Genomic DNA, 18,106 nt, shown 5'->3' with positions numbered 1-18,106 from the left:
GTAGTCCCCCCGAGAGCAATTTCACCGATAGTACTATCGGTGAAAAATCGCACAAGTCCTTCGAGGCGATTGTTCGCGCCGGATGTCCGCGAGAGCTCGCCGGTAGGATCATCGGGGAACGGGAAGCGAGGCGGCAGTGACGAGCACACCCCTGACCAGGAGCGAGGCCAAGGACCTGACCAGGCGACGCCTCCTTCGCGCCGCGTTCGCCATCCTCGACGAGGAGGGCGAGGCGGGCCTGACCACGGTCAAGGTCTCCCGGGCCGCGGGGATCGCCCAATCCAGCTTCTACGTGCACTTCAAGGACCGGCAGGAGCTGCTGCGGGCGCTCGGCGACCAGGTGGGGGAGCGCCTGCGGGGCGCGATGCGCGAGGCGCGGCGCAGGGCGCGCGAGGCCCCCGGCGACAGGGAGCGCCACCGCGAGACCTTCCGGATACCGCTGGAGGCCATCTGCAGGCACCCCGCGCTGTTCCGTCTGGGCATGCGCGCCCGGCACGACCCGTCGTCGCCGTTCCACGGGTTCGCCGTTGAGAGCGCGGCCGCCTACCGGGCCCACCTGGTCGCGGACCTGGCCTCGTTCGGCTTCCCGACCGGCCGCGAGAGCGACCGGCGCCGCCTGGAGATGGTCGCCGACGGGATCGGCGCCCTGAGCGACGCCATGGCGATCGGCCACATCGACGGGCGCTACCCCGACCTGGAGGAGGTGGTCGACGTGCTCGTCGCCTTCTCGTACGGATATCTCAGGCTGCTCCGCAAGGACCCCTCCGCCTCGCCCGCCGGTCCCTCCCTCCCGCGGGGCCCCTTTGGGAACGATCCACGAACCTCCCCACCGACCCCCCCTATTGACCCCACTGTTGGTATCCGTCAGGAACCCGGGGGGAGTTCTCGGCGGGGAGGCGCTTAGTATCCGGTGCATGACCGTGCCGCCTGAGGAGTCTCGATCGGCCGCCGAGTTCCCACCGGTCACCCGTGACCGGTGGCGGGAGCTGGCGCTCGGGGTGCTGCGCAAGTCCGGGGTCGAGACCGGCTCCCCGGAGGAGGCGCTGGCCTCCACCACCCACGACGGCGTGACGATCGCGCCGATCTACGACGCGTCCGACCTGCCCGGCGACCCCGGCCTTCCCGGAGCCGCCCCCTACGTCCGCGGCTCGCGCCCCGAGGGCGGCTGGGAGGTGCGGCAGCGCCACGAGGTGCCCGATCCCGAGGCGATCCTCGCGGACCTGGAGAACGGCGTCACCTCGCTGTGGCTCGCCCTCGACCCCGAGGATCTGCCCCGCGCCCTGGAGCGGGTCCACCTGGATATGATCTCGGTCACTCTCGACGCGGGCAAGCGGACCCGCGAGGCGGCCGAGGCGCTCCTCGCGCTGGCCGGGGAGCGGGGGGCCTCGGCGCCTTCCCGCGACACGGCCGAAGTCTCCGGAACCTCCGGAGCGTCCGGCGGGCCCGGGACGCTCACCGGGAACCTGGGTGCGGACACGCTCGCCGACGCGCGGACCGCGATCGAGCTGGCCCGCCGCTGCGCCGAGGACCATCCGGGGCTCAGGGCGGTCGTCGTGGACGCCACGCCGTACCACGACGCGGGGGGCGGCGACGCGGAGGAGCTCGGCTGCTCCGTCGCCGCCGGGGTCGCCGCGCTGCGGACCCTGACCGGCGCGGGCCTGACGATGGAGCAGGCGTTCGGGCAGCTGGAGTTCCGGTACGCCGCCACCGCCGACCAGTTCCTCACCATCGCCAAGCTCCGGGCCGCCCGCAGGCTCTGGGCGCGCGTCGCGGAGGTGTGCGGCGTCTCCGGCGTCTCCGGTGTTTCCGGCGTCCCCGGCGCGGCGCAGCGGCAGCACGCGGTGACCAGCTCGGCCATGATGACCGCCCGCGACCCGTGGGTGAACATGCTCCGCACCACGCTCGCCTGCTTCGCGGCCGGAACCGGCGGGGCCGACGCGGTGACCGTGCAGCCCTTCGACACCCGCCTCGGCCTGCCGGACGCCTTCGCCCGCCGCATCGCGCGCAACACCCAGTCGCTGCTCGTGGAGGAGGCCGGTGTGGCCCGGGTGATCGACCCGGCCGGGGGCTCCTTCTACGTCGAGCGGCTCACCGAGGATCTGGCGGTCAAGGCTTGGGAGTGGTTCCAGGAGATCGAGCGCGCCGGGGGCATGGCCGACGCCCTCGCCTCCGGGCTCGTCTCGGGACGGCTCGCCGCCACCTGGGAGCGGCGTTCGGCCGCGATCGCCGGTCGCCGTGACCCGATCACCGGCGTCAGCGAGTTCCCCGACCTGGCGGAGAGGCCTCTCAGCAGGCGGGCCAGACCCGCCGGGAGCGCCGGCGGCGCCGGGGTGCACTACGCGCAGGAGTTCGAGGCGTTGCGCGACCTGGCCGACGCCCAGGAGACCCGGCCCAGGGTCTTCCTGGCGACCATCGGCCCGGTGGCCTCGCACACCGCCAGGGCGTCGTTCGCGGCCAACCTGTTCCAGGCGGGCGGCATCGCCACGGTGACCGGCGGCGCCGTCACGGATCCCGGCGAGATCGCCGCCGCGTTCGCCGCCAGCGGCGCGAGGATCGCCTGCCTGTGCTCCAGCGACCGGCTGTACGCCGGGCACGCCGAGGCGGCGGCCGCCGCGCTGAGGGGCGCGGGAGCGATAAAGGTATGGCTGGCGGGGAAGGGAGATTTCGAGGGCGTGGACGCCAATCTCTACGCGGGGTGCGACGCGCTCGGCGTGCTCCGGACGACCTTCGACGACCTGGGGGTGGCTCGATGATTCCCGACTTCTCCGGCATCGGGCTCGGCGCGCGACCGGCGGCTCCCGGCCCCGGCCTGGAGGGCTGGGCGCGGTCCGTGCGGGAGGCCACCGGGAGCGATCCCGGGGACCTGGTGTGGGAGACGCCCGAGGGGATCGGCGTCAAGCCCCTCTACACCGCCGCCGACCTGGCCGGGCTCGACTTCCTGGAGACCTACCCCGGCGCGGCCCCCTACCTGCGCGGCCCGTACCCGACCATGTACGTCAACCAGCCGTGGACCATCCGCCAGTACGCCGGATTCTCCACCGCGAGCGAGTCCAACGCCTTCTACCGGCGCAACCTGGCCGCCGGGCAGAAGGGCCTGTCGGTCGCCTTCGACCTGGCCACCCACCGGGGCTACGACTCCGACCACCCGCGCGTGGCCGGGGACGTCGGCATGGCGGGCGTGGCCATCGACTCCATCTACGACATGCGGCAGCTGTTCGACGGGATCCCCCTCGACAGGATGAGCGTGTCGATGACCATGAACGGCGCGGTGCTCCCGGTGCTCGCGCTCTACGTCGTGGCCGCCGAGGAGCAGGGGGTGGCCCCCGAGCAGCTCGCCGGGACCATCCAGAACGACATCCTCAAGGAGTTCATGGTCCGCAACACCTACATCTACCCGCCGGGCCCCTCGATGCGGATCATCTCCGACATCTTCGCGTACACCAGCGAGAGGATGCCGAAGTTCAACTCGATCTCGATCTCCGGGTACCACATCCAGGAGGCCGGGGCCACGTGCGACCTGGAGCTCGCCTACACCCTCGCCGACGGGGTGGAGTACCTGCGGGCGGGCGTCGAGACGGGCCTGGACATCGACGCCTTCGCGCCACGCCTGTCGTTCTTCTGGTGCATCGGCATGAACTTCTTCATGGAGGTCGCCAAGCTGCGGGCGGCGCGGCTGCTCTGGGCGCGGCTGGTGTCCGGCTTCGAGGCGAAGAACCCCAAGTCGCTCTCGCTGCGGACCCACTCGCAGACCTCCGGCTGGTCGCTCACCGCCCAGGACGTCTACAACAACGTCGTCCGCACCTGCGTCGAGGCGATGGCCGCGACCCAGGGCCACACCCAGTCACTGCACACCAACGCCCTCGACGAGGCCCTGGCCCTGCCCACCGACTTCTCCGCGCGGATCGCCCGCAACACCCAGCTGCTGCTCCAGCAGGAGTCGGGCACCTGCCGGGTGATCGACCCCTGGGGCGGCTCCTACTACGTCGAGCGGCTCACCCACGAGCTGGCCACCAGGGCGTGGGGCCACATCGAGGAGGTCGAGGCCGCCGGGGGCATGGCCAGGGCGATCGACCAGGGATTGCCGAAGCTGCGCATCGAGGAGGCCGCCGCCCGCACCCAGGCGCGCATCGACTCCGGGCGCCAGCCGGTCATCGGCGTCAACAAGTACCGGCCGGACGCCGACGAGCCCATCGACGTGCTCAGGGTCGACAACACCTCCGTGCGCGCCCAGCAGCTGGAGAAGCTGCGCCGCCTGCGCGAGGAGCGCGACCCCGACCGGGTGGAGGAGGCGCTCACGGCTCTCACCAAGGGCGCCGCGGGCGACGGGAACCTCCTCGCGCTGTCGATCGAGGCGGCCCGCGCCATGGCCACGGTCGGGGAGATCTCCGACGCGCTGGAGCGGGTGTTCGGGCGGCACGCGGCGCAGATCCGTACGATCACCGGGGTCTATCGCGAGGAGGTGGGGTCCGGCGTGGACGGAGTCCGCGCGGCCTGCGCCGAGTTCGAGCGCCTGGAGGGCCGCCGCCCCCGCATCCTGGTGGCGAAGATGGGCCAGGACGGCCACGACCGGGGCCAGAAGGTGATCGCCACGGCCTTCGCCGACCTCGGCTTCGACGTGGACGTCGGCCCGCTGTTCCAGACGCCCGGCGAGGTCGCCCGCCAGGCGGTCGAGGCCGACGTGCACGTGGTCGGCGTGAACTCGCTGGCCGCCGGGCACCTCACGCTCGTGCCCGCCCTCCGCGAGGCGCTGGCCGAGCTGGGCGCCGAGGACATCATGATCGTGGTCGGCGGGGTCATCCCGCCGGGCGACTTCGACGCGCTGCGCGCGGCGGGCGCGAGCGCGATCTTCCCGCCCGGCACCGTGATCGCCGACGCCGCCCGGGGGCTGCTGGCGGACCTGCTCACCCGGCTGGGCCATGACGCGGACGCTTGACGACTACGTCCAGGGGGTGAAGGAGGGGTCCAGGGCGTGGATCGCGCGGGCGATCACGCTGGTGGAGTCGTCCAGGGCCGACCACAGGGAGCTGGCGCAGCGGCTGCTGGCCGAGCTGACCCCCCTCGGCGGCGCGGCGCGCAGGGTCGGCGTCACGGGCGTGCCCGGCGTCGGCAAGTCCACGTTCATCGACGCGCTCGGCACCCGGCTGACCGGGGAGGGCCACCGGGTGGCGGTGCTCGCCGTCGACCCGTCCTCGACGCGCACGGGCGGGAGCATCCTGGGCGACAAGACGAGGATGTCGCGCCTGGCGGTCGATCCCGACGCCTTCATCCGCCCCTCGCCCACCTCGGGCACCCTGGGCGGGGTCACCAGGGCGACCCGCGAGGCGATGGTCGTGGTGGAGGCGGCCGGATACGACATCGTCCTCGTGGAGACCGTCGGCGTCGGCCAGTCCGAGACCGCCGTGGCCGACATGGTCGACACCTTCCTGCTGCTCACCCTGGCCAGGACGGGCGACCAGCTCCAGGGCATCAAGAAGGGGGTGCTGGAGCTGGCCGACGTGATCGCGATCAACAAGGCCGACGGCTCCGAGGGCAGCACCCACGAGCTGGACGCGCGCAAGGCCGCCAGGGAGCTCGCGGGAGCGCTCCGCCTGCTGGGCGCGGAGCGGACGCCGCCGGTGCTCACCTGCAGCGGGCTGACCGGCGCCGGGCTGGACGAGCTCTGGCGGCGGGTCGTCCAGCACCGCGACACCCTGGAGGCCTCGGGGGAGCTCGCCGAGCTCCGCCGCCGCCAGCAGGTCCGCTGGACCTGGGCCCTGATCACCGACAGGCTGCTCACCGGGCTCCGCGAGCACCCCGAGGTCGCGGCGATCGTCGCCGATGTGGAGCGCGAGGTCCGGGAGGGTGCCCTCACCCCGTCACTGGCCGCAGACCGCATCCTCGCGGCCTTCGCCAAGGGCGGCTGACGGCCCCGGGCGCGAGCCCCATCACTCTGGGTCACTCCAGGTCATCGCGCGATCGGTACCTGATCCGCCATTTAAGCGCTCGTGTTAAGCGCATGTTAACGAGGATCATGTCCGAAAATAGCGGTATTCCTGTTCTATGGGAGCTTGATCACTTCTATCAGGTCATGTGATACTTCGTGCGAAGATTAACTAATATTGTGACGTGATGCGCTTTAGCGTGTAAAAATCCAGAATGAGACAGGCGAGGAGGCCCGGAGCGTCCCAGGGGGATTGTCGGCCGATCGGTCCTGATCTGTTGGTTGACCAGTCCTGATCCACGCCCCGGGTGGGAGCGGGACATGTGGGATGTCCCGTTTTCGAACACCGCCGCGCTCACCCGCGCGGGCGGTCGTCTCGTGCTGCGCTAATTCACGTCACACGAGGTGGGAGATGTTTGCCTATGTCTACGGACGTGCATGCCCTTCCCGGCCGCCGGGCGAGATCCGTGCCGATGCGTCGGGCTCTGCCGAAGCTCCTCCGTGAACCGGCGGACGCGCTCGCCGGCTTCGCGCGGGAGGCGCGGGGGGAGGTCGTCCGGTTGGAACTGGGACCCTTCCGTCCCTACCTGATCACCCATCCCGACCACGTCCAGCAGGTAATGCGTCTCGAATGGACGAAGCACCGGCGCCTGGGAATGTTCTGGCGCCCCTTGGAGCGCCTCTTCGGGCACAGCATCATGAGCGACGGCGAACACTGGCAGAACAGCAGGAAGGTCCTGCAACCCCTGTTCACCACGCGATACATCGCCACGATCGCCGACGAGGTGTCCAGGCGCGTCGCCGGTCGCGTCGAGGAATGGGACGAGTACGTCCGGTCGGGACGGGACTTCGACGCGGTTACCGAGATGTCCAGGATCCTCAGCTACATCGTCAATCGGGTGTTGTTCGGGGACAAGTTGAACCGGGAGGACGGGGAACGCATTATCCCCGCTTTCGAACAGGCGTCCTATTCGCTCGTCTACCGAATTCTCATGCCGTTCATGCCGTATTTCATGCGGATTCCCGGCGACCGGACCTTTCTGAAGGCCGTCCAGTCGATCGACGACGTGGTGTTCCCCGTGGTGCGAAAGGCGATGGCCGAACCCGACGACAACGTCGACGTCATCTCCGTGCTCTGCCGGTCCGTCGACGAGAACGGTGACAGGCTGACCGAGAAGCAGATCCGCGACGCGCTGGTCAGCGTGTACGCCGCCTCGTCGGAGACCACCGCGATGGTCCTCACCTGGCTGTGGCTGCTGCTCGAGCAGCACCCGGACGTGGAGGCCAGGCTCCAGGCGGAGATCGACGAGGTGGTCGGCGAGGGGCCGGCCGTCCCCGAGGACATCCCCCGTCTCGTCTACACGCGCATGGTCCTGCAGGAGACCCTCCGCCTGTACCCGGCGGGCTGGTTCCTCCCCCGCAAGGTCATGGAGGACACGGAGATCGGCGGCGTCCGGATCAGGGCCGGATCGTCGGTACTGGTCACCCCGTACGCCACGCAGCGGCTGGAGGAGTTCTGGGAGCGCCCGGACGAGTTCGACCCCGAACGGTTCGCGCCCGGGAAGGTCGAGGATGAGGAGCGCAGGCACAGATACTCCTACTTCCCCTTCGGTGGAGGTCCGCACAGGTGCCTGGGCGAACCCCTGTTCTACGTCGAGGCGCCGCTTCTGGTCGCGAGCATCCTCAGCCGGTTCCGGATGTCGGTGCGCACCCCGGGGCCGTTCAACACAGGCTGGGCCGCCTCGCTGCGTCCCCGGCAGAAGGTCGCGCTGGGCGTGTCCTTCAGCGGGCGCGCCCGGAGCGGGGCCCCGCGATGACGCTCCAGCCCGATCCCGGTTCCCGGCTCGATCCGGAGGCCCGGCCCGATTCTGGTGTTCGGCTTGAACCCGATGCCCATCTCGATTCTGGTGTTGAGTCCGATTCCGATGCTCGCCCCGATTTCGATGTCCGGCCGGACGCCAGGGAGGCCGGGGCGATCTGCGCCCGCGCCGGACGGTCCCAGCGGGACATGCGCGAGTGGGCGCAGAGCTATCCCGCTCTGTTCTCCGCCAAGCCGTTCGACGCGGCCCTGTACAGCACGCTCTCGCTGGCCATGGCGTTCGGAGGCCCCTGGTTCGGCGCCGAGCAGTTGCGGATGGCGAACAAAGTCTCCCTCTGGGCGTTCGGCCTGGACTGGCTCGTCGACTACGTCGCCACCTCGCTGCCCGAGGTGCGGGACATCGCCCGGCGGTGCCTGGACGTGGCCGGCGGGGCCCCGCCGGTCCTCGGTGACGACCTGACCCGCATGCTCGGCGACATCCGTGACGAGCTCGCGGCCTCGCCCGCGTTCCCCGAGCTCGGGCCGGTCTGGCATGACGAGCTGGAGCGCATGCTGGGCGGGATGGTCACGGAGTGGCGCTGGAAGACCGACAAGGTCACGCCCACCTACGAGGAGTATCTCGGCAACGCCGACAACCTCGGCTTCTCCTACGCGTTCGCCGCCCACTGGATCCACGTCACGGGTCCCGGCGCGGTCGCGGACGTCGAAGCGCTGCGCGAGGCGGGCTGGGCCGTGCAACGGGTCATCCGCCTCCTCAACGACCTGGGCACCTACGAGCGGGACGTCGCCTGGGGCGACCTCAACGTCCTGCTGCTCGGTGTCGGGCGCACCGAAGTGGAGCGGCGGATCGCCGGGCTCGCGGCCCGGAGCCGGGAGCTGATCGCCCCGCTGCGGACCGCCCACCCGGAGCTGGTGGGCTACATGGAACGGCAGATGGACTTTTGCGCCGGTTTCTACCAGGTCGGTGACTACTGGGGGACGTTGTGAGCGTTGACCGCCTGCTCGCGTTCACGGAACTCGGTATGGAGACCGGCGTCGGCATCCGTACGGCGAACCGCGCGGGGCTCGACACCGGGATCGACACCGGGATCGACGCGGTCGCCGAGGCGCGCGAACTGGTCGCCGGGCTGCTGGCCGACCCCTGGGGCCAGGTGTCCGCCTCCCCGTATGAGACCGGCCGGGTGGTGAGCCTGGCGCCGTGGCTGACCGGACACGCCGAGCGGGTCGAGTTCCTGCTCGCCACCCAGCGGCCGGACGGCGGCTGGTCGCCGTCCGGGGACCACGCCCTCGTTCCCACTCTGAGCGCGGTCGAGGCGCTCCTGGCCGAACTCGGGCGCGACACCTCCTCCAGCCGCGCCCTCCTCGCCAAGGCCGCCGACCGCGGACTGGAGGCCCTCAGGCACTGGTCCTTCCGGGCCACCTGGCCGCCGGACACGCCCGCGATCGAGCTCATCGTGGCGTCCTTGCTCGCCCTGATCGACGGTCACCTCGACGGGGAGGGGCCGGAACCGCCCCCGGGCATGGGCGGCGCCAAGCTGGCGGCCGTCAGGGCATGGCTGGCGTCGGGCGCGCCGATCCCGCAGAAACTGGTCCACGCCCTTGAGGTCGCGGGCCCGGAGGCGACGGCCGCTTCCGGGATCCTCCCCACGCCGATGCCCGGCGGGATGGCGGCGGTCGGGGCCTCGCCCGGGGCGAGCGCCGCCTGGCTGGCCGCGCCGCCCGAGCCCGAGTCAGAGCCTGAGCCTGGAGCCGAGGATCGCGCCGCGCGCAGGGCCGGGCACGAGGCGGCCGTATGGCGGTATCTGGAGGCCGTCGTGGCCTCCTCGGGCGGTCCGGTGCCGTGCACCCTCCCCATCGCCGTGTTCGAACGAGGTTGGACGCTGAGCTGGCTGCGGCGTGCGGGAATCTCGGTGGACGTGCCGCCGGAACTGGTCGCGAGCCTGCGGGACGGCCTCGGTCCCAACGGGATCGCCACGGGTCCCGGCCTGCCCGCCGACGCCGACACCACCTCCGTCGCCCTGTACGCGCTGGCGCTGCTCGGCGAGCCGCGTGAGCCGGAGGGGCTGTGGCCGTTCGAGTTGGAGACCCACTTCTGCACCTGGCGCGGAGAGGAGGGGATGTCCCCGACGACCAACGCGCACGTGCTCGACGCCTTCGGGGAGTACCTGCGCCGTCGCGGGGGAGAGCCCCGCCACGCGGCCGTCGTCGCGAAGCTGGTGGCATGGCTGCGCGACCGCCAGGAGGTGGACGGCAACTGGACGGACCGCTGGCACGTCTCGCCGTACTACGCCACGGCCTGCTGCGCGATCGCGCTGCGCGAGTTCGGCGGCGGGGAGTCGGCGGGCGCGGTGGGCGGTGCCGTGGACTGGGTGCTCGGCACCCAGCGCGGGGACGGGTCGTGGGGCCGCAGGGAGGGCACCGCGGAGGAGACCGCCTACGCGCTGCAGACCCTGCTGCTGGCCGGCGCGGCGCGGGACGGGCGGTGGCGGGACGCCGTGGAGCGCGGATACCGCCACCTGCTGGCCAACCGTGACGATCAGGCGCCCGCGCTCTGGGTCGACAAGGACTTGTACCTGCCGGTGGCGATCGTCAGGGCTGCCGTTCTTGGCGCGCTTCACCTGGCGCGACACGCGCTCGCCATTCCCGAGGACGACTCGTATTGAGAATTGACCGTGAATTCAAAACAGGACACAAGGGCGCATCTACTCTGTCCGTCTTGAGGGTTTTTAGTGACATTGCTAAGGTTCGGCGGGTGTGATGTGGGATGTCCCGCTGATCCTAGCGATGTGGCGACCGTTTGACCTGTTTGACCAGCATGTGTCAACCGCCGCGAAAAATGCCGTCTATTTTCTTTCTGCTTCCCGGGGTGTATACCATGCGCTTGCGTAACGCGAGCTTGCGGACCAAGGTCACGGCGCTTCTGGTGTCGCTCGCCGCGCTCTGGGCGTTCACGGCATGGGTAACGGTCCGTGACGGTCTGAACATGCTGGGCGTGGCGACCCTCAACACCGAGGTGGCCGAACCGAGCGAGCGGCTCATCGTCGAGTTGCAGGCCGAACGGCGGCTGATCGCGATCACCCTGGGCTCGGTCGGCGGGGAACGCCAGCGGCGCGAGGCGATGACCTCCCAGCGGAAGCGCACCGACGCCGCCGACGCGAACTTCAGGAAACTCACCGGCGGCAGCAGCGTGGAACTGCTGGGAAGTCCCGCCCTGGAGCGCCGCATCGGCGAGACCCGCCGTTTGATGGACAGTCTGCCCGCCGCGCGCAAGGCGATCGACGCCGGCCGGGTCAACCGGATCTGGGCGGCCACGGAGTTCACCAACATTGTCGACTCGATCTTCCGCGTCTACGACTCGCTGGCGACGCTGGACGACGAGGAACTCGCCAAGGACACCCGCACGCTCATCGCGATGAACCGGGCCCGGGACATCCTGTCCCAGGAGGACGCCCTGGTGATGGGCGCCCTGACGGCGGGCCGGTTCGCCGACGACGAGCAGGTCAGGTTCACCCAGATGGTCGGCACGCGGCGCTTCCTCACCGACCAGGCGGTGGCCGAGCTGCCCCCCGCCGACCAGGAGGCCCACCGGCGGATGGTCGCCGGCGAGCAGTTCACCCGGCTGCGTGTCATGGAGAACCAGCTGATCGAGGACTCGAATGTGGTGTCGGCCGGGGTGGTCGACGTCGCGCGGTGGAGCGCCGACTCCCAGATCGCGCAGACCAAGTTCACGGAGGCCGTGCTCACGGCCGGTAGTGGAGTGGTCGAGCGGTCGGGCCCGGTCGCGGTCGGCGTGATCGTGCGGCTCTCCCTCGCCGGAGGCCTGGGCCTCGTGGCCGTCATCGCCTCGGTCGTCCTGGCCATCACCACCGCCCGCGCCCTGGTCCAGCAGCTGGAGAAGCTGCGGGCCGCCGCCTGGGAGCTCGCCAACGAGCGGCTGCCCGCCGTGGTCGAGCGGATCGGCCACGGCCAGGTGGTGGACGTCGCGGCGGAGGCGCCTCCCCTCAAGTTCGGAGACGACCAGATCGGGCAGGTCGGCCAGGCGTTCAACGCCGTGCAGCAGACCGCCATCAAGGTCGCGGTGGAGCAGGCCCAGCTGCGCCGCGACATCGCCGACATCCTGCGCAACCTCGCCCGCCGCACCCAGTCGCTCGTGCACCGCCAGTTGAGCGTGCTCGACGTCATGGAACGGCGCGAGAACGATCCGCAGGAGCTGCGGGACCTGTTCAGGCTCGACCACCTGGCGACCCGCATGCGCCGCTACGCGGAGAACCTCCTCGTGCTCTCCGGCGCGGCGCCCGGCCGGGCCTGGCGCGACGCGGTCCCGATGATCGACGTGGTCCGCGGCTCGCTCGCCGAGATCGAGGACTACACCAGGGTCGACGTGATGCCCCTGGGAGAGGTCGCGCTGGACGGCCGCGCCGTGAGCGACGTCATCCACCTGGTCGCCGAGCTCGTCGAGAACGCGGCCTCCTTCTCCCCGCCCTACACGACGGTGCAGGTCGGCGGATACCTCGTGGCCCACGGCTACGCGCTGGAGATCGAGGATCGGGGCCTGGGCATGAGCGCCGCGGACATCGCCGACGCCAACGAGCGGATCGCCAACCCCCCGGAGCTCAAGCTCTCCGGCAACGCCCGCCTGGGCCTGTACGTCGTCAGCCGCCTGGCCGAACGACACGACATCCGGGTGACCTTCAAGTCCTCCCCGTACGGCGGCACGACCGTCGTCGTCCTCATCCCGCAGGACCTGATCAAGGAGGAGGAGCCGGGGGCCTCCGTCGGGGTCGGCGTGCCGCAGGCGCGCCTGGCGAGCACCACCGAGATGAACGGCACCACCTCCGCGGGCACCGCGGTCCGCGGCCGGGTGGGCGACCCGCTGGGTGTCACCGGCGGTCCTGGGCGGGCCGCCGAGGCGGAGGGAGAGATCATCAGCGAGCACGTTCCCGCCAGGCCCGAGGCGGGGTGGCCCGCGCCGCCCGCCAACGGCTGGGCGCATCCCGCGGGGCCCGCCCCCTCCGGCCTTCTCCCCGGCCCGGAGTCCTCCGGCGGCCTCGCCGATCCCGGCCGTCCGGCCACCCCGCCGCCTCCCGGCCGTTCCACGGATCCGGGCCGTCCCGCCGACCCCGCCGGACAGGTACCCTCCGGACGGCATTCCGCCGCTCCGGCGGAGGGCTTCACCGACCCGACGTTTCCCGGTCGTTTCGCCGACCCCACGGCGCTCAGGCAGATGCCCGAGACCGGGGCGCCGGGCCGCCTGCCCGATTTCACGAACCCCGGACCTCCCGCCTCGCAGGGCGCTCCCGGTGGAGGTGGCCCCGGTGACTCCGGCGCCCACACGCGTCCGGGCGGCTCCGGGACGTCGCTGCCACCCGTGCTGCCCCCGCCCGACAGCAGTCACACGCCGGGCGGGCTCCCGCGGCGCGTCCCCCAGACCCACCTCGCGGCCCCCCTGCAGGAAGACGAGCCCGCGGCCCCGCCGCCCCCGGCCGACGACGGCACCGACGAGCGCTCGCCGGAAATGATCCGCGCGGCCATGTCGTCCTTCCAGGCGGGTACGCGACGAGGCCGCGACGACGCCGCCCAGCTGCTCGATCGCGACGGCGATCCCGTGGACGAGGACGGGCCCGTCGGGTGACCCCAGTGGAAGATCTCAAGTCGTACGGACCGGGCAGGAGTCGATGAGCCGCCGCGAACCGGCGGCGGAACGTCGGCAGGCAGAAGGAGAGGACAACGAGTGGTGCAGGGAACAGGATCTTTCACGGACCTGGCCTGGTTGCTGGACGACCTGGTCGCGCGGGTGGAGGAAGCTCAGCACGGAATCGTGTTCTCCACCGACGGCCTGCTGCTGGCCGCCTCGGCCGGGTTCTCCCCGGCCGACGCCGAGCATCTGGCCGCCGTCGGATCGGCGATCCAGAGCCTGGGCCGCGGGGTCAGCGACCGGGTCGGTGGCGGCCCGATGCGCCAGACCATCATCGAGATGCGGACGGCGTACCTGATCGTCACCGCCGCCGGGCAGGGGGCGTGCCTGGCGGTGTTCTGCGGCGCCGAGGCCGACGTCGGCCTGGTCGCCTACGAGATGGCCATGCTCGTCACCCGCGTGGGCCAGTACCTCACCTCGCCCGTCCGGACGGCCGACTCCTCCTTCAGGGGCGACGGCACACCATGAGCATCTTCGACGAGCAGCCCGACGCCCAGTGGGTCGGCGACGAGGCGGGGCCGATCGTCAGGCCGTACGTCCTGACGCGAGGCAGGACCGAACCGAGCCGCGGCAAGTTCGACCTCATCACCCTCGTGGTGACCATCCGGCAGGTCTCGTCGAGGGAGCCGGGCCTGGACCCGGAGTGCCTGGCCATCGTCCGGCTCTGCCAGCAGGCCCAGTCGGTCGCGGAGATCGCGGCCCATACGAACCTTCCGGCAGGCACGGTCCGTGTCCTGCTCAGCGACCTGCTCGATCAGGGATTCATCGCCATGCAAGAACCGCATTCGGAGACGGACATGCACGACGAGAGACTGTACAGGGCGGTGCTCGATGGACTCCGTGCGCTCTAGTCGCGACGCCGGGCGCGTGAAGCTGCCCACGGCGATCAAGATTCTGGTCGCCGGCGGGTTCGGCGCGGGCAAGACCACGCTGGTCGGCGCGGTCTCCGAGATAGAGCCGCTGCGCACCGAGGAGACCCTGAGCGACCGGGGCATCGGCGTCGACGACCTGTCGGGCGTGGAGACCAAGCAGACCACCACGGTCGCCATGGACTTCGGCCGCATCACCATCGGCGACGACTACCGCCTCTACCTGTTCGGCACGCCCGGCCAGGAGCGATTCTGGTTCCTCTGGGACGAGCTGGCCCTGGGCGCGCTGGGCGCGGTGGTCCTCGCCGACACCCGCAGGCTGGCCGACTGCTTCCCCTCGCTCGACTACTTCGAGCGGCGCGAGACGCCCTTCATCGTCGCGGTCAACTGCTTCGACGGGGCCCGCCGCTACGAGCTCGACGAGGTCAGGCTCGGGCTGACCCTCCACCAGGACATCCCGATCGTGCTGTGCGACGCCAGGCAGCGGGAGTCGGGCAAGAAGGTGCTCATCACCCTCGTCGAGCACGCGATGCGGACGCGGCTCGGCACGACGTCCCCGTCGCCCGCGGGCGCCGAACCCCCCACGGGGCGGGCCGCGGCCCGCTGACCCGCCGGTCTCTCACGGAGCGGCCCGCGGCTCGCGGGCTCCCTCCGGGGCGGCTCATCACCGCCCCGGGAGCGTTTTTGCCCCTCCGGTAGGGACGAATCCCTCACCACCGGGCAGCTCCCCGCGACCCCCCGTACCCGGCGTGTCACGATAGCGGCGACCTGGCGTCCTGACCGTGCGGGGGGACCGATGTGTGACGATCCGAACATGCCTCCCAGCGTCGTCCGGGCGCTCGGGGAGTATCGGGCGCTGCTGGACGAGCACGGCGTCACCTGGGGCGAGGATCCCATCTTCTACGTCAAGACCATGGCCACCGACGCCTACCTGATGGGCACGACCGGCTTCTGGGAGGTCTGTTACGGCCTCCTCGGCGCCCGCCACCCGGGGATGCCGTTCGAGGAGCTCAGGGACCACTTCGACGAGCTGGACATGGACGAGGTCGTCCGCGGCGTCCTCGCGGGCGGGGTGCTCGGCAACCTCGCCGCGCTCCGCCTCACCGACGAGGGAGTCGCGCTGCGGGCGAGGGCGCAGGCCGTGCTGGACGGCAGGCCCCTGCGCACGACGCTGCTGGTCGACTCCGCCAGGCCCGAGCCGGTCACCGTGCTGGTGGACGGGCGGGCGCACGTGGTCGGTCCCGGCGGCGCCCGGCTCATCAAGGTCACGAGCCGGAGCGAGGTGGTCGCCGACGGCGTACCGGTCGACCTGTCGCCCCTGACCCGCCCCGCCCCGGCGGCCCGCCTGCGGGTGCGCGCGGGCTTCCCGTGCAAGTGGAGCGTGTACGGCGAGCACGGCCAGGGCTGGTACCCCGAGGACGCCCCCGACCGGCACGACTACCACGTGCTGCCCTACTTCCACGGCGACGACCTGGTCCTGGACGTCCCGGCCGAGGCGCTGACCGTGCGGGTCTCCAGGGGCATGGAGTACGACTCCGCCCAGGTCACGGTCACCCCGGCGCCCGGCGGGGAGACCGTCGTCGAGCTGACCCCCGAGCGCCTCTACGACGCGGCCGCCCTCGGCTGGTACGGCGGGGACATGCACGTGCACCTCAACTGGGCGGGCGACATGGTCGGCACGCCCGAACTCGCGGGGATCATGCAGCACGGCGAGGACCTGCACGTCCTCAACCTGGTCGCAGGGAACGTCTCCTCCGAGCGGGTCTACGACTCCGAGGCGCTCGAGCACTGGGCCGGGCGGGACCTGCCCTGGTCCGACGCCTCCCACCTGGCCAGGATCGGCGTCGAGTACCGCAACGACCTGCTCGGCCACCTCTACGCCTTCGGCGTCTCGGCCCCGCCCTCGCGCTTCCACACCGGTTTCCTCGGCACCGCCGACTGGCCGCCCAACAGCGTCGCGTGCGAGGAACTCCGCGGACTGGGAGCCGTCACCGGCTACAGCCACCCCTTCCACACGCCGTTCGCCGACACCGACACCCCGGACAAGGCGCTGCAGCGGGGGCGCAACTGCTCCTCCCGGGAGATCGTCGCCGACGCGGCGCTCGGCCTCGTCGACACCCTGGACGTGCTCAGCCAGACCTCGATCACCGCGACCGCCGCCGTCTACCGGCGCCTGATCGGGGCGGGCAACCGTATCGCGGTCACCGCGGGCACCGACGCGATGGTCTCCTTCGCCCGGCGGGGAAACCAGTCCAACCCGCCCGGCTGGGCGCGCGTCTACGCCCGGGTGGACGGGCCGCTGACCGCCGCGTCGTTCGCCGAGGCGGTCAGGCGGGGCCGTACCTTCGGCACCACGGGACCCTGGCTGGAGCTGTCGGCCGCGGGCCACGGCCCCGGCGCCACCCTGGACCTGTCGCCGGGCGAGCGGATCACGATCACCGCCCGGTCGGCCGGCCCGGAGGTGGAGCGACTGGAGATCCGCACCGCCGACGGCGTGCTGGCCGAGGGACCGCCCGGCGAGCTGACCGCCGAACTGGTCGTCGGCGACCCCACCTACGTCGTCGCCCTCGCCACCGGCGGCCCGCATGAGCGGTCCTTCACCGACGGGGTGTACGCCCACACCAGCCCGGTCTATCTGGACGTGGACGGCCGTCACGTGGCCAGGGCCGAGGACGTCGGCTGGTGCCTGGAATGGCTGGACACCCTGGAGGCGCTGCTGCGAAAGGAGGGCACCTTCGAGACCGCGGGGCAGCTCGCCGACCACCTCACCCTGATCGGCCGGGCCAGGGAGATCTACCGGGACCGCCTGGCCTGACGGCACGCGGCGCCACCCGGACCGCCCACCCGGACCGCACGCGGACCGCATGCGGGCCGGGACATGCGAGGCTTGTCGGCATGAACCGCCTGTCTGAGGTCGACCTATCGAAGAAGCTCTCCAAGAAGGACGCCTCCGAGCGCCTCGACGCCGCTCTGGACCGCCTGCTCCGCCTGCGGCTCACGCTCGGCGGCCAGGTGGGCGAGCAGCGCATCGGCCCGCCGCTGTGCGTGGTCTTCGAGGGCTGGGACGCCTCGGGCAAGGGAGGCGCCATCAAGCGGCTGGTGCGCCCGCTGGACCCGCGCCACGTCCGCGTCGCCCAGTTCGCCGCGCCGACGTACGACGAGAAGCGCCACCACTTCCTGTGGCGGTTCTGGCCGGTCCTGCCCGGCTGGGGCGGAATGGCCGTGCTCGACCGCTCCTGGTACGGCCGGGTGCTGGTGGAGCGGGTCGAGGGCTTCGCCACCGAGGAGCAGTGGTCGCGCGCGTACGGGGAGATCGTGGAGTTCGAGCGGACCCTCGCCGCCGAGGGCATGATCATGGTCAAGTTCTGGATGCACGTCTCCGAGGAGGAGCAGCTCAAGCGTTTCCAGGATCGGGCCGGCGACCCGCTGCGGGCGTGGAAGCTCACCGACGAGGACTGGCGCAACCGCGAGAAGCGCCCGCAGTACGAGGTCGCGGTGGAGGAGATGCTGGCCCGCACCGACCACCCGAAGGCGCCGTGGCACGTGGTCCCCGGCGACGACAAGCGCCTGGCCCGCGTCACGGTCGTGGAGACCGTCTGCGCCGCGATCGAGGCCGAACTCGCCGCCAGGGGCCACAAGCCGGTGATCTCCTCCGCGACGGGCGGCGCCGCGGACGAGTGACGGGGCCGTGTCGTCGCCGGCGACGGCGACGGCGCCGTTCCGATGGGAAGTACGGGAGCGGCGGAAACGCTCCCGGCGCCGGGGCACGCGGCAGAATCGAATGGCTGTCCGTTCTTTCGTCA

13 protein-coding genes are annotated in these 18,106 nt (G+C 71.6%); all 13 read left to right on the top strand.

The window, feature by feature from the left end:
• Positions 1-136 precede the first annotated feature (136 nt).
• The 13 genes from ACSDR0_RS08740 (at position 137) to ACSDR0_RS08680 (ending at position 17,984) form a co-directional block, all read left to right on the top strand.
• On the top strand, positions 137-904 hold the full coding sequence (locus tag ACSDR0_RS08740) for a TetR family transcriptional regulator (RefSeq protein ID WP_435288246.1): 768 nt from the start codon (positions 137-139) through the stop codon (positions 902-904).
• A 10-nt stretch (positions 905-914) separates the two neighbouring features.
• Positions 915-2,753, top strand: coding sequence for a methylmalonyl-CoA mutase family protein (locus ACSDR0_RS08735; protein WP_435288245.1), 1,839 nt, complete (start codon positions 915-917; stop codon positions 2,751-2,753).
• Positions 2,750-4,933 (top strand): methylmalonyl-CoA mutase, encoded by a 2,184-nt coding sequence (gene scpA, locus ACSDR0_RS08730; RefSeq protein ID WP_435288244.1) that lies wholly within the window; start codon positions 2,750-2,752, stop codon positions 4,931-4,933. Before ACSDR0_RS08735 ends, scpA begins: the two co-directional genes overlap by 4 nt.
• Positions 4,917-5,903, top strand: a complete 987-nt coding sequence (gene meaB / locus ACSDR0_RS08725) for a methylmalonyl Co-A mutase-associated GTPase MeaB (RefSeq protein ID WP_435288243.1) — start codon at positions 4,917-4,919, stop codon at positions 5,901-5,903. The genes scpA and meaB overlap by 17 nt, the downstream gene beginning before the upstream one ends.
• A 490-nt stretch (positions 5,904-6,393) precedes the next feature.
• A complete protein-coding gene (locus ACSDR0_RS08720; RefSeq protein ID WP_435288242.1) occupies positions 6,394-7,737 on the top strand; it encodes a cytochrome P450 in 1,344 nt (447 codons plus the stop codon).
• A 191-nt stretch (positions 7,738-7,928) separates the two neighbouring features.
• Complete coding sequence (locus ACSDR0_RS08715; RefSeq protein WP_435288241.1) at positions 7,929-8,726, top strand: terpene synthase family protein; 798 nt, start codon at positions 7,929-7,931, stop codon at positions 8,724-8,726.
• On the top strand, positions 8,723-10,402 hold the full coding sequence (locus ACSDR0_RS08710) for a prenyltransferase/squalene oxidase repeat-containing protein (protein WP_435288240.1): 1,680 nt from the start codon (positions 8,723-8,725) through the stop codon (positions 10,400-10,402). The genes ACSDR0_RS08715 and ACSDR0_RS08710 overlap by 4 nt, the downstream gene beginning before the upstream one ends.
• A gap of 212 nt (positions 10,403-10,614) precedes the next feature.
• A complete protein-coding gene (locus ACSDR0_RS08705; protein WP_435288239.1) occupies positions 10,615-13,371 on the top strand; it encodes a nitrate- and nitrite sensing domain-containing protein in 2,757 nt (918 codons plus the stop codon).
• A 99-nt stretch (positions 13,372-13,470) separates the two neighbouring features.
• On the top strand, positions 13,471-13,902 hold the full coding sequence (locus ACSDR0_RS08700) for a roadblock/LC7 domain-containing protein (RefSeq protein ID WP_435288238.1): 432 nt from the start codon (positions 13,471-13,473) through the stop codon (positions 13,900-13,902).
• On the top strand, positions 13,899-14,285 hold the full coding sequence (locus ACSDR0_RS08695; protein WP_435288237.1) for a DUF742 domain-containing protein: 387 nt from the start codon (positions 13,899-13,901) through the stop codon (positions 14,283-14,285). Before ACSDR0_RS08700 ends, ACSDR0_RS08695 begins: the two co-directional genes overlap by 4 nt.
• The gene (locus tag ACSDR0_RS08690; protein WP_435288236.1) at positions 14,266-14,910 is read left to right on the top strand and encodes a GTP-binding protein; all 645 of its coding nucleotides are present in this window, start codon (positions 14,266-14,268) and stop codon (positions 14,908-14,910) included. Before ACSDR0_RS08695 ends, ACSDR0_RS08690 begins: the two co-directional genes overlap by 20 nt.
• Positions 14,911-15,117: 207 nt before the next feature.
• Positions 15,118-17,118 (top strand): CehA/McbA family metallohydrolase, encoded by a 2,001-nt coding sequence (locus ACSDR0_RS08685; RefSeq protein ID WP_435288235.1) that lies wholly within the window; start codon positions 15,118-15,120, stop codon positions 17,116-17,118.
• A gap of 80 nt (positions 17,119-17,198) precedes the next feature.
• Positions 17,199-17,984: a polyphosphate kinase 2 family protein gene (locus tag ACSDR0_RS08680; RefSeq protein WP_435288234.1), complete on the top strand. Its 786-nt coding sequence runs from the start codon at positions 17,199-17,201 to the stop codon at positions 17,982-17,984.
• Positions 17,985-18,106 lie beyond the last annotated feature (122 nt).

The sequence above is a fragment of the Streptosporangium sp. G11 genome (assembly GCF_051192615.1).
Lineage (GTDB): Bacteria > Actinomycetota > Actinomycetes > Streptosporangiales > Streptosporangiaceae > Streptosporangium.
This window is presented reverse-complemented; position numbering and strand designations above follow the sequence as displayed.

What these genes read in the sequence shown, in the direction of transcription:
- ACSDR0_RS08735 (WP_435288245.1), top strand. Translation starts at nt 915, where the DNA reads ATGACCGTGCCGCCTGAGGAGTCTCGATCGGCCGCCGAGTTCCCACCG.
- scpA (WP_435288244.1), top strand. Translation starts at nt 2,750, where the DNA reads ATGATTCCCGACTTCTCCGGCATCGGGCTCGGCGCGCGACCGGCGGCT.
- meaB (WP_435288243.1), top strand. Translation starts at nt 4,917, where the DNA reads ATGACGCGGACGCTTGACGACTACGTCCAGGGGGTGAAGGAGGGGTCC.
- ACSDR0_RS08720 (WP_435288242.1), top strand. Translation starts at nt 6,394, where the DNA reads ATGCGTCGGGCTCTGCCGAAGCTCCTCCGTGAACCGGCGGACGCGCTC.
- ACSDR0_RS08715 (WP_435288241.1), top strand. Translation starts at nt 7,929, where the DNA reads ATGCGCGAGTGGGCGCAGAGCTATCCCGCTCTGTTCTCCGCCAAGCCG.
- ACSDR0_RS08705 (WP_435288239.1), top strand. Translation starts at nt 10,615, where the DNA reads ATGCGCTTGCGTAACGCGAGCTTGCGGACCAAGGTCACGGCGCTTCTG.
- ACSDR0_RS08695 (WP_435288237.1), top strand. Translation starts at nt 13,899, where the DNA reads ATGAGCATCTTCGACGAGCAGCCCGACGCCCAGTGGGTCGGCGACGAG.
- ACSDR0_RS08690 (WP_435288236.1), top strand. Translation starts at nt 14,266, where the DNA reads ATGGACTCCGTGCGCTCTAGTCGCGACGCCGGGCGCGTGAAGCTGCCC.
- ACSDR0_RS08685 (WP_435288235.1), top strand. Translation starts at nt 15,118, where the DNA reads ATGCCTCCCAGCGTCGTCCGGGCGCTCGGGGAGTATCGGGCGCTGCTG.
- ACSDR0_RS08680 (WP_435288234.1), top strand. Translation starts at nt 17,199, where the DNA reads ATGAACCGCCTGTCTGAGGTCGACCTATCGAAGAAGCTCTCCAAGAAG.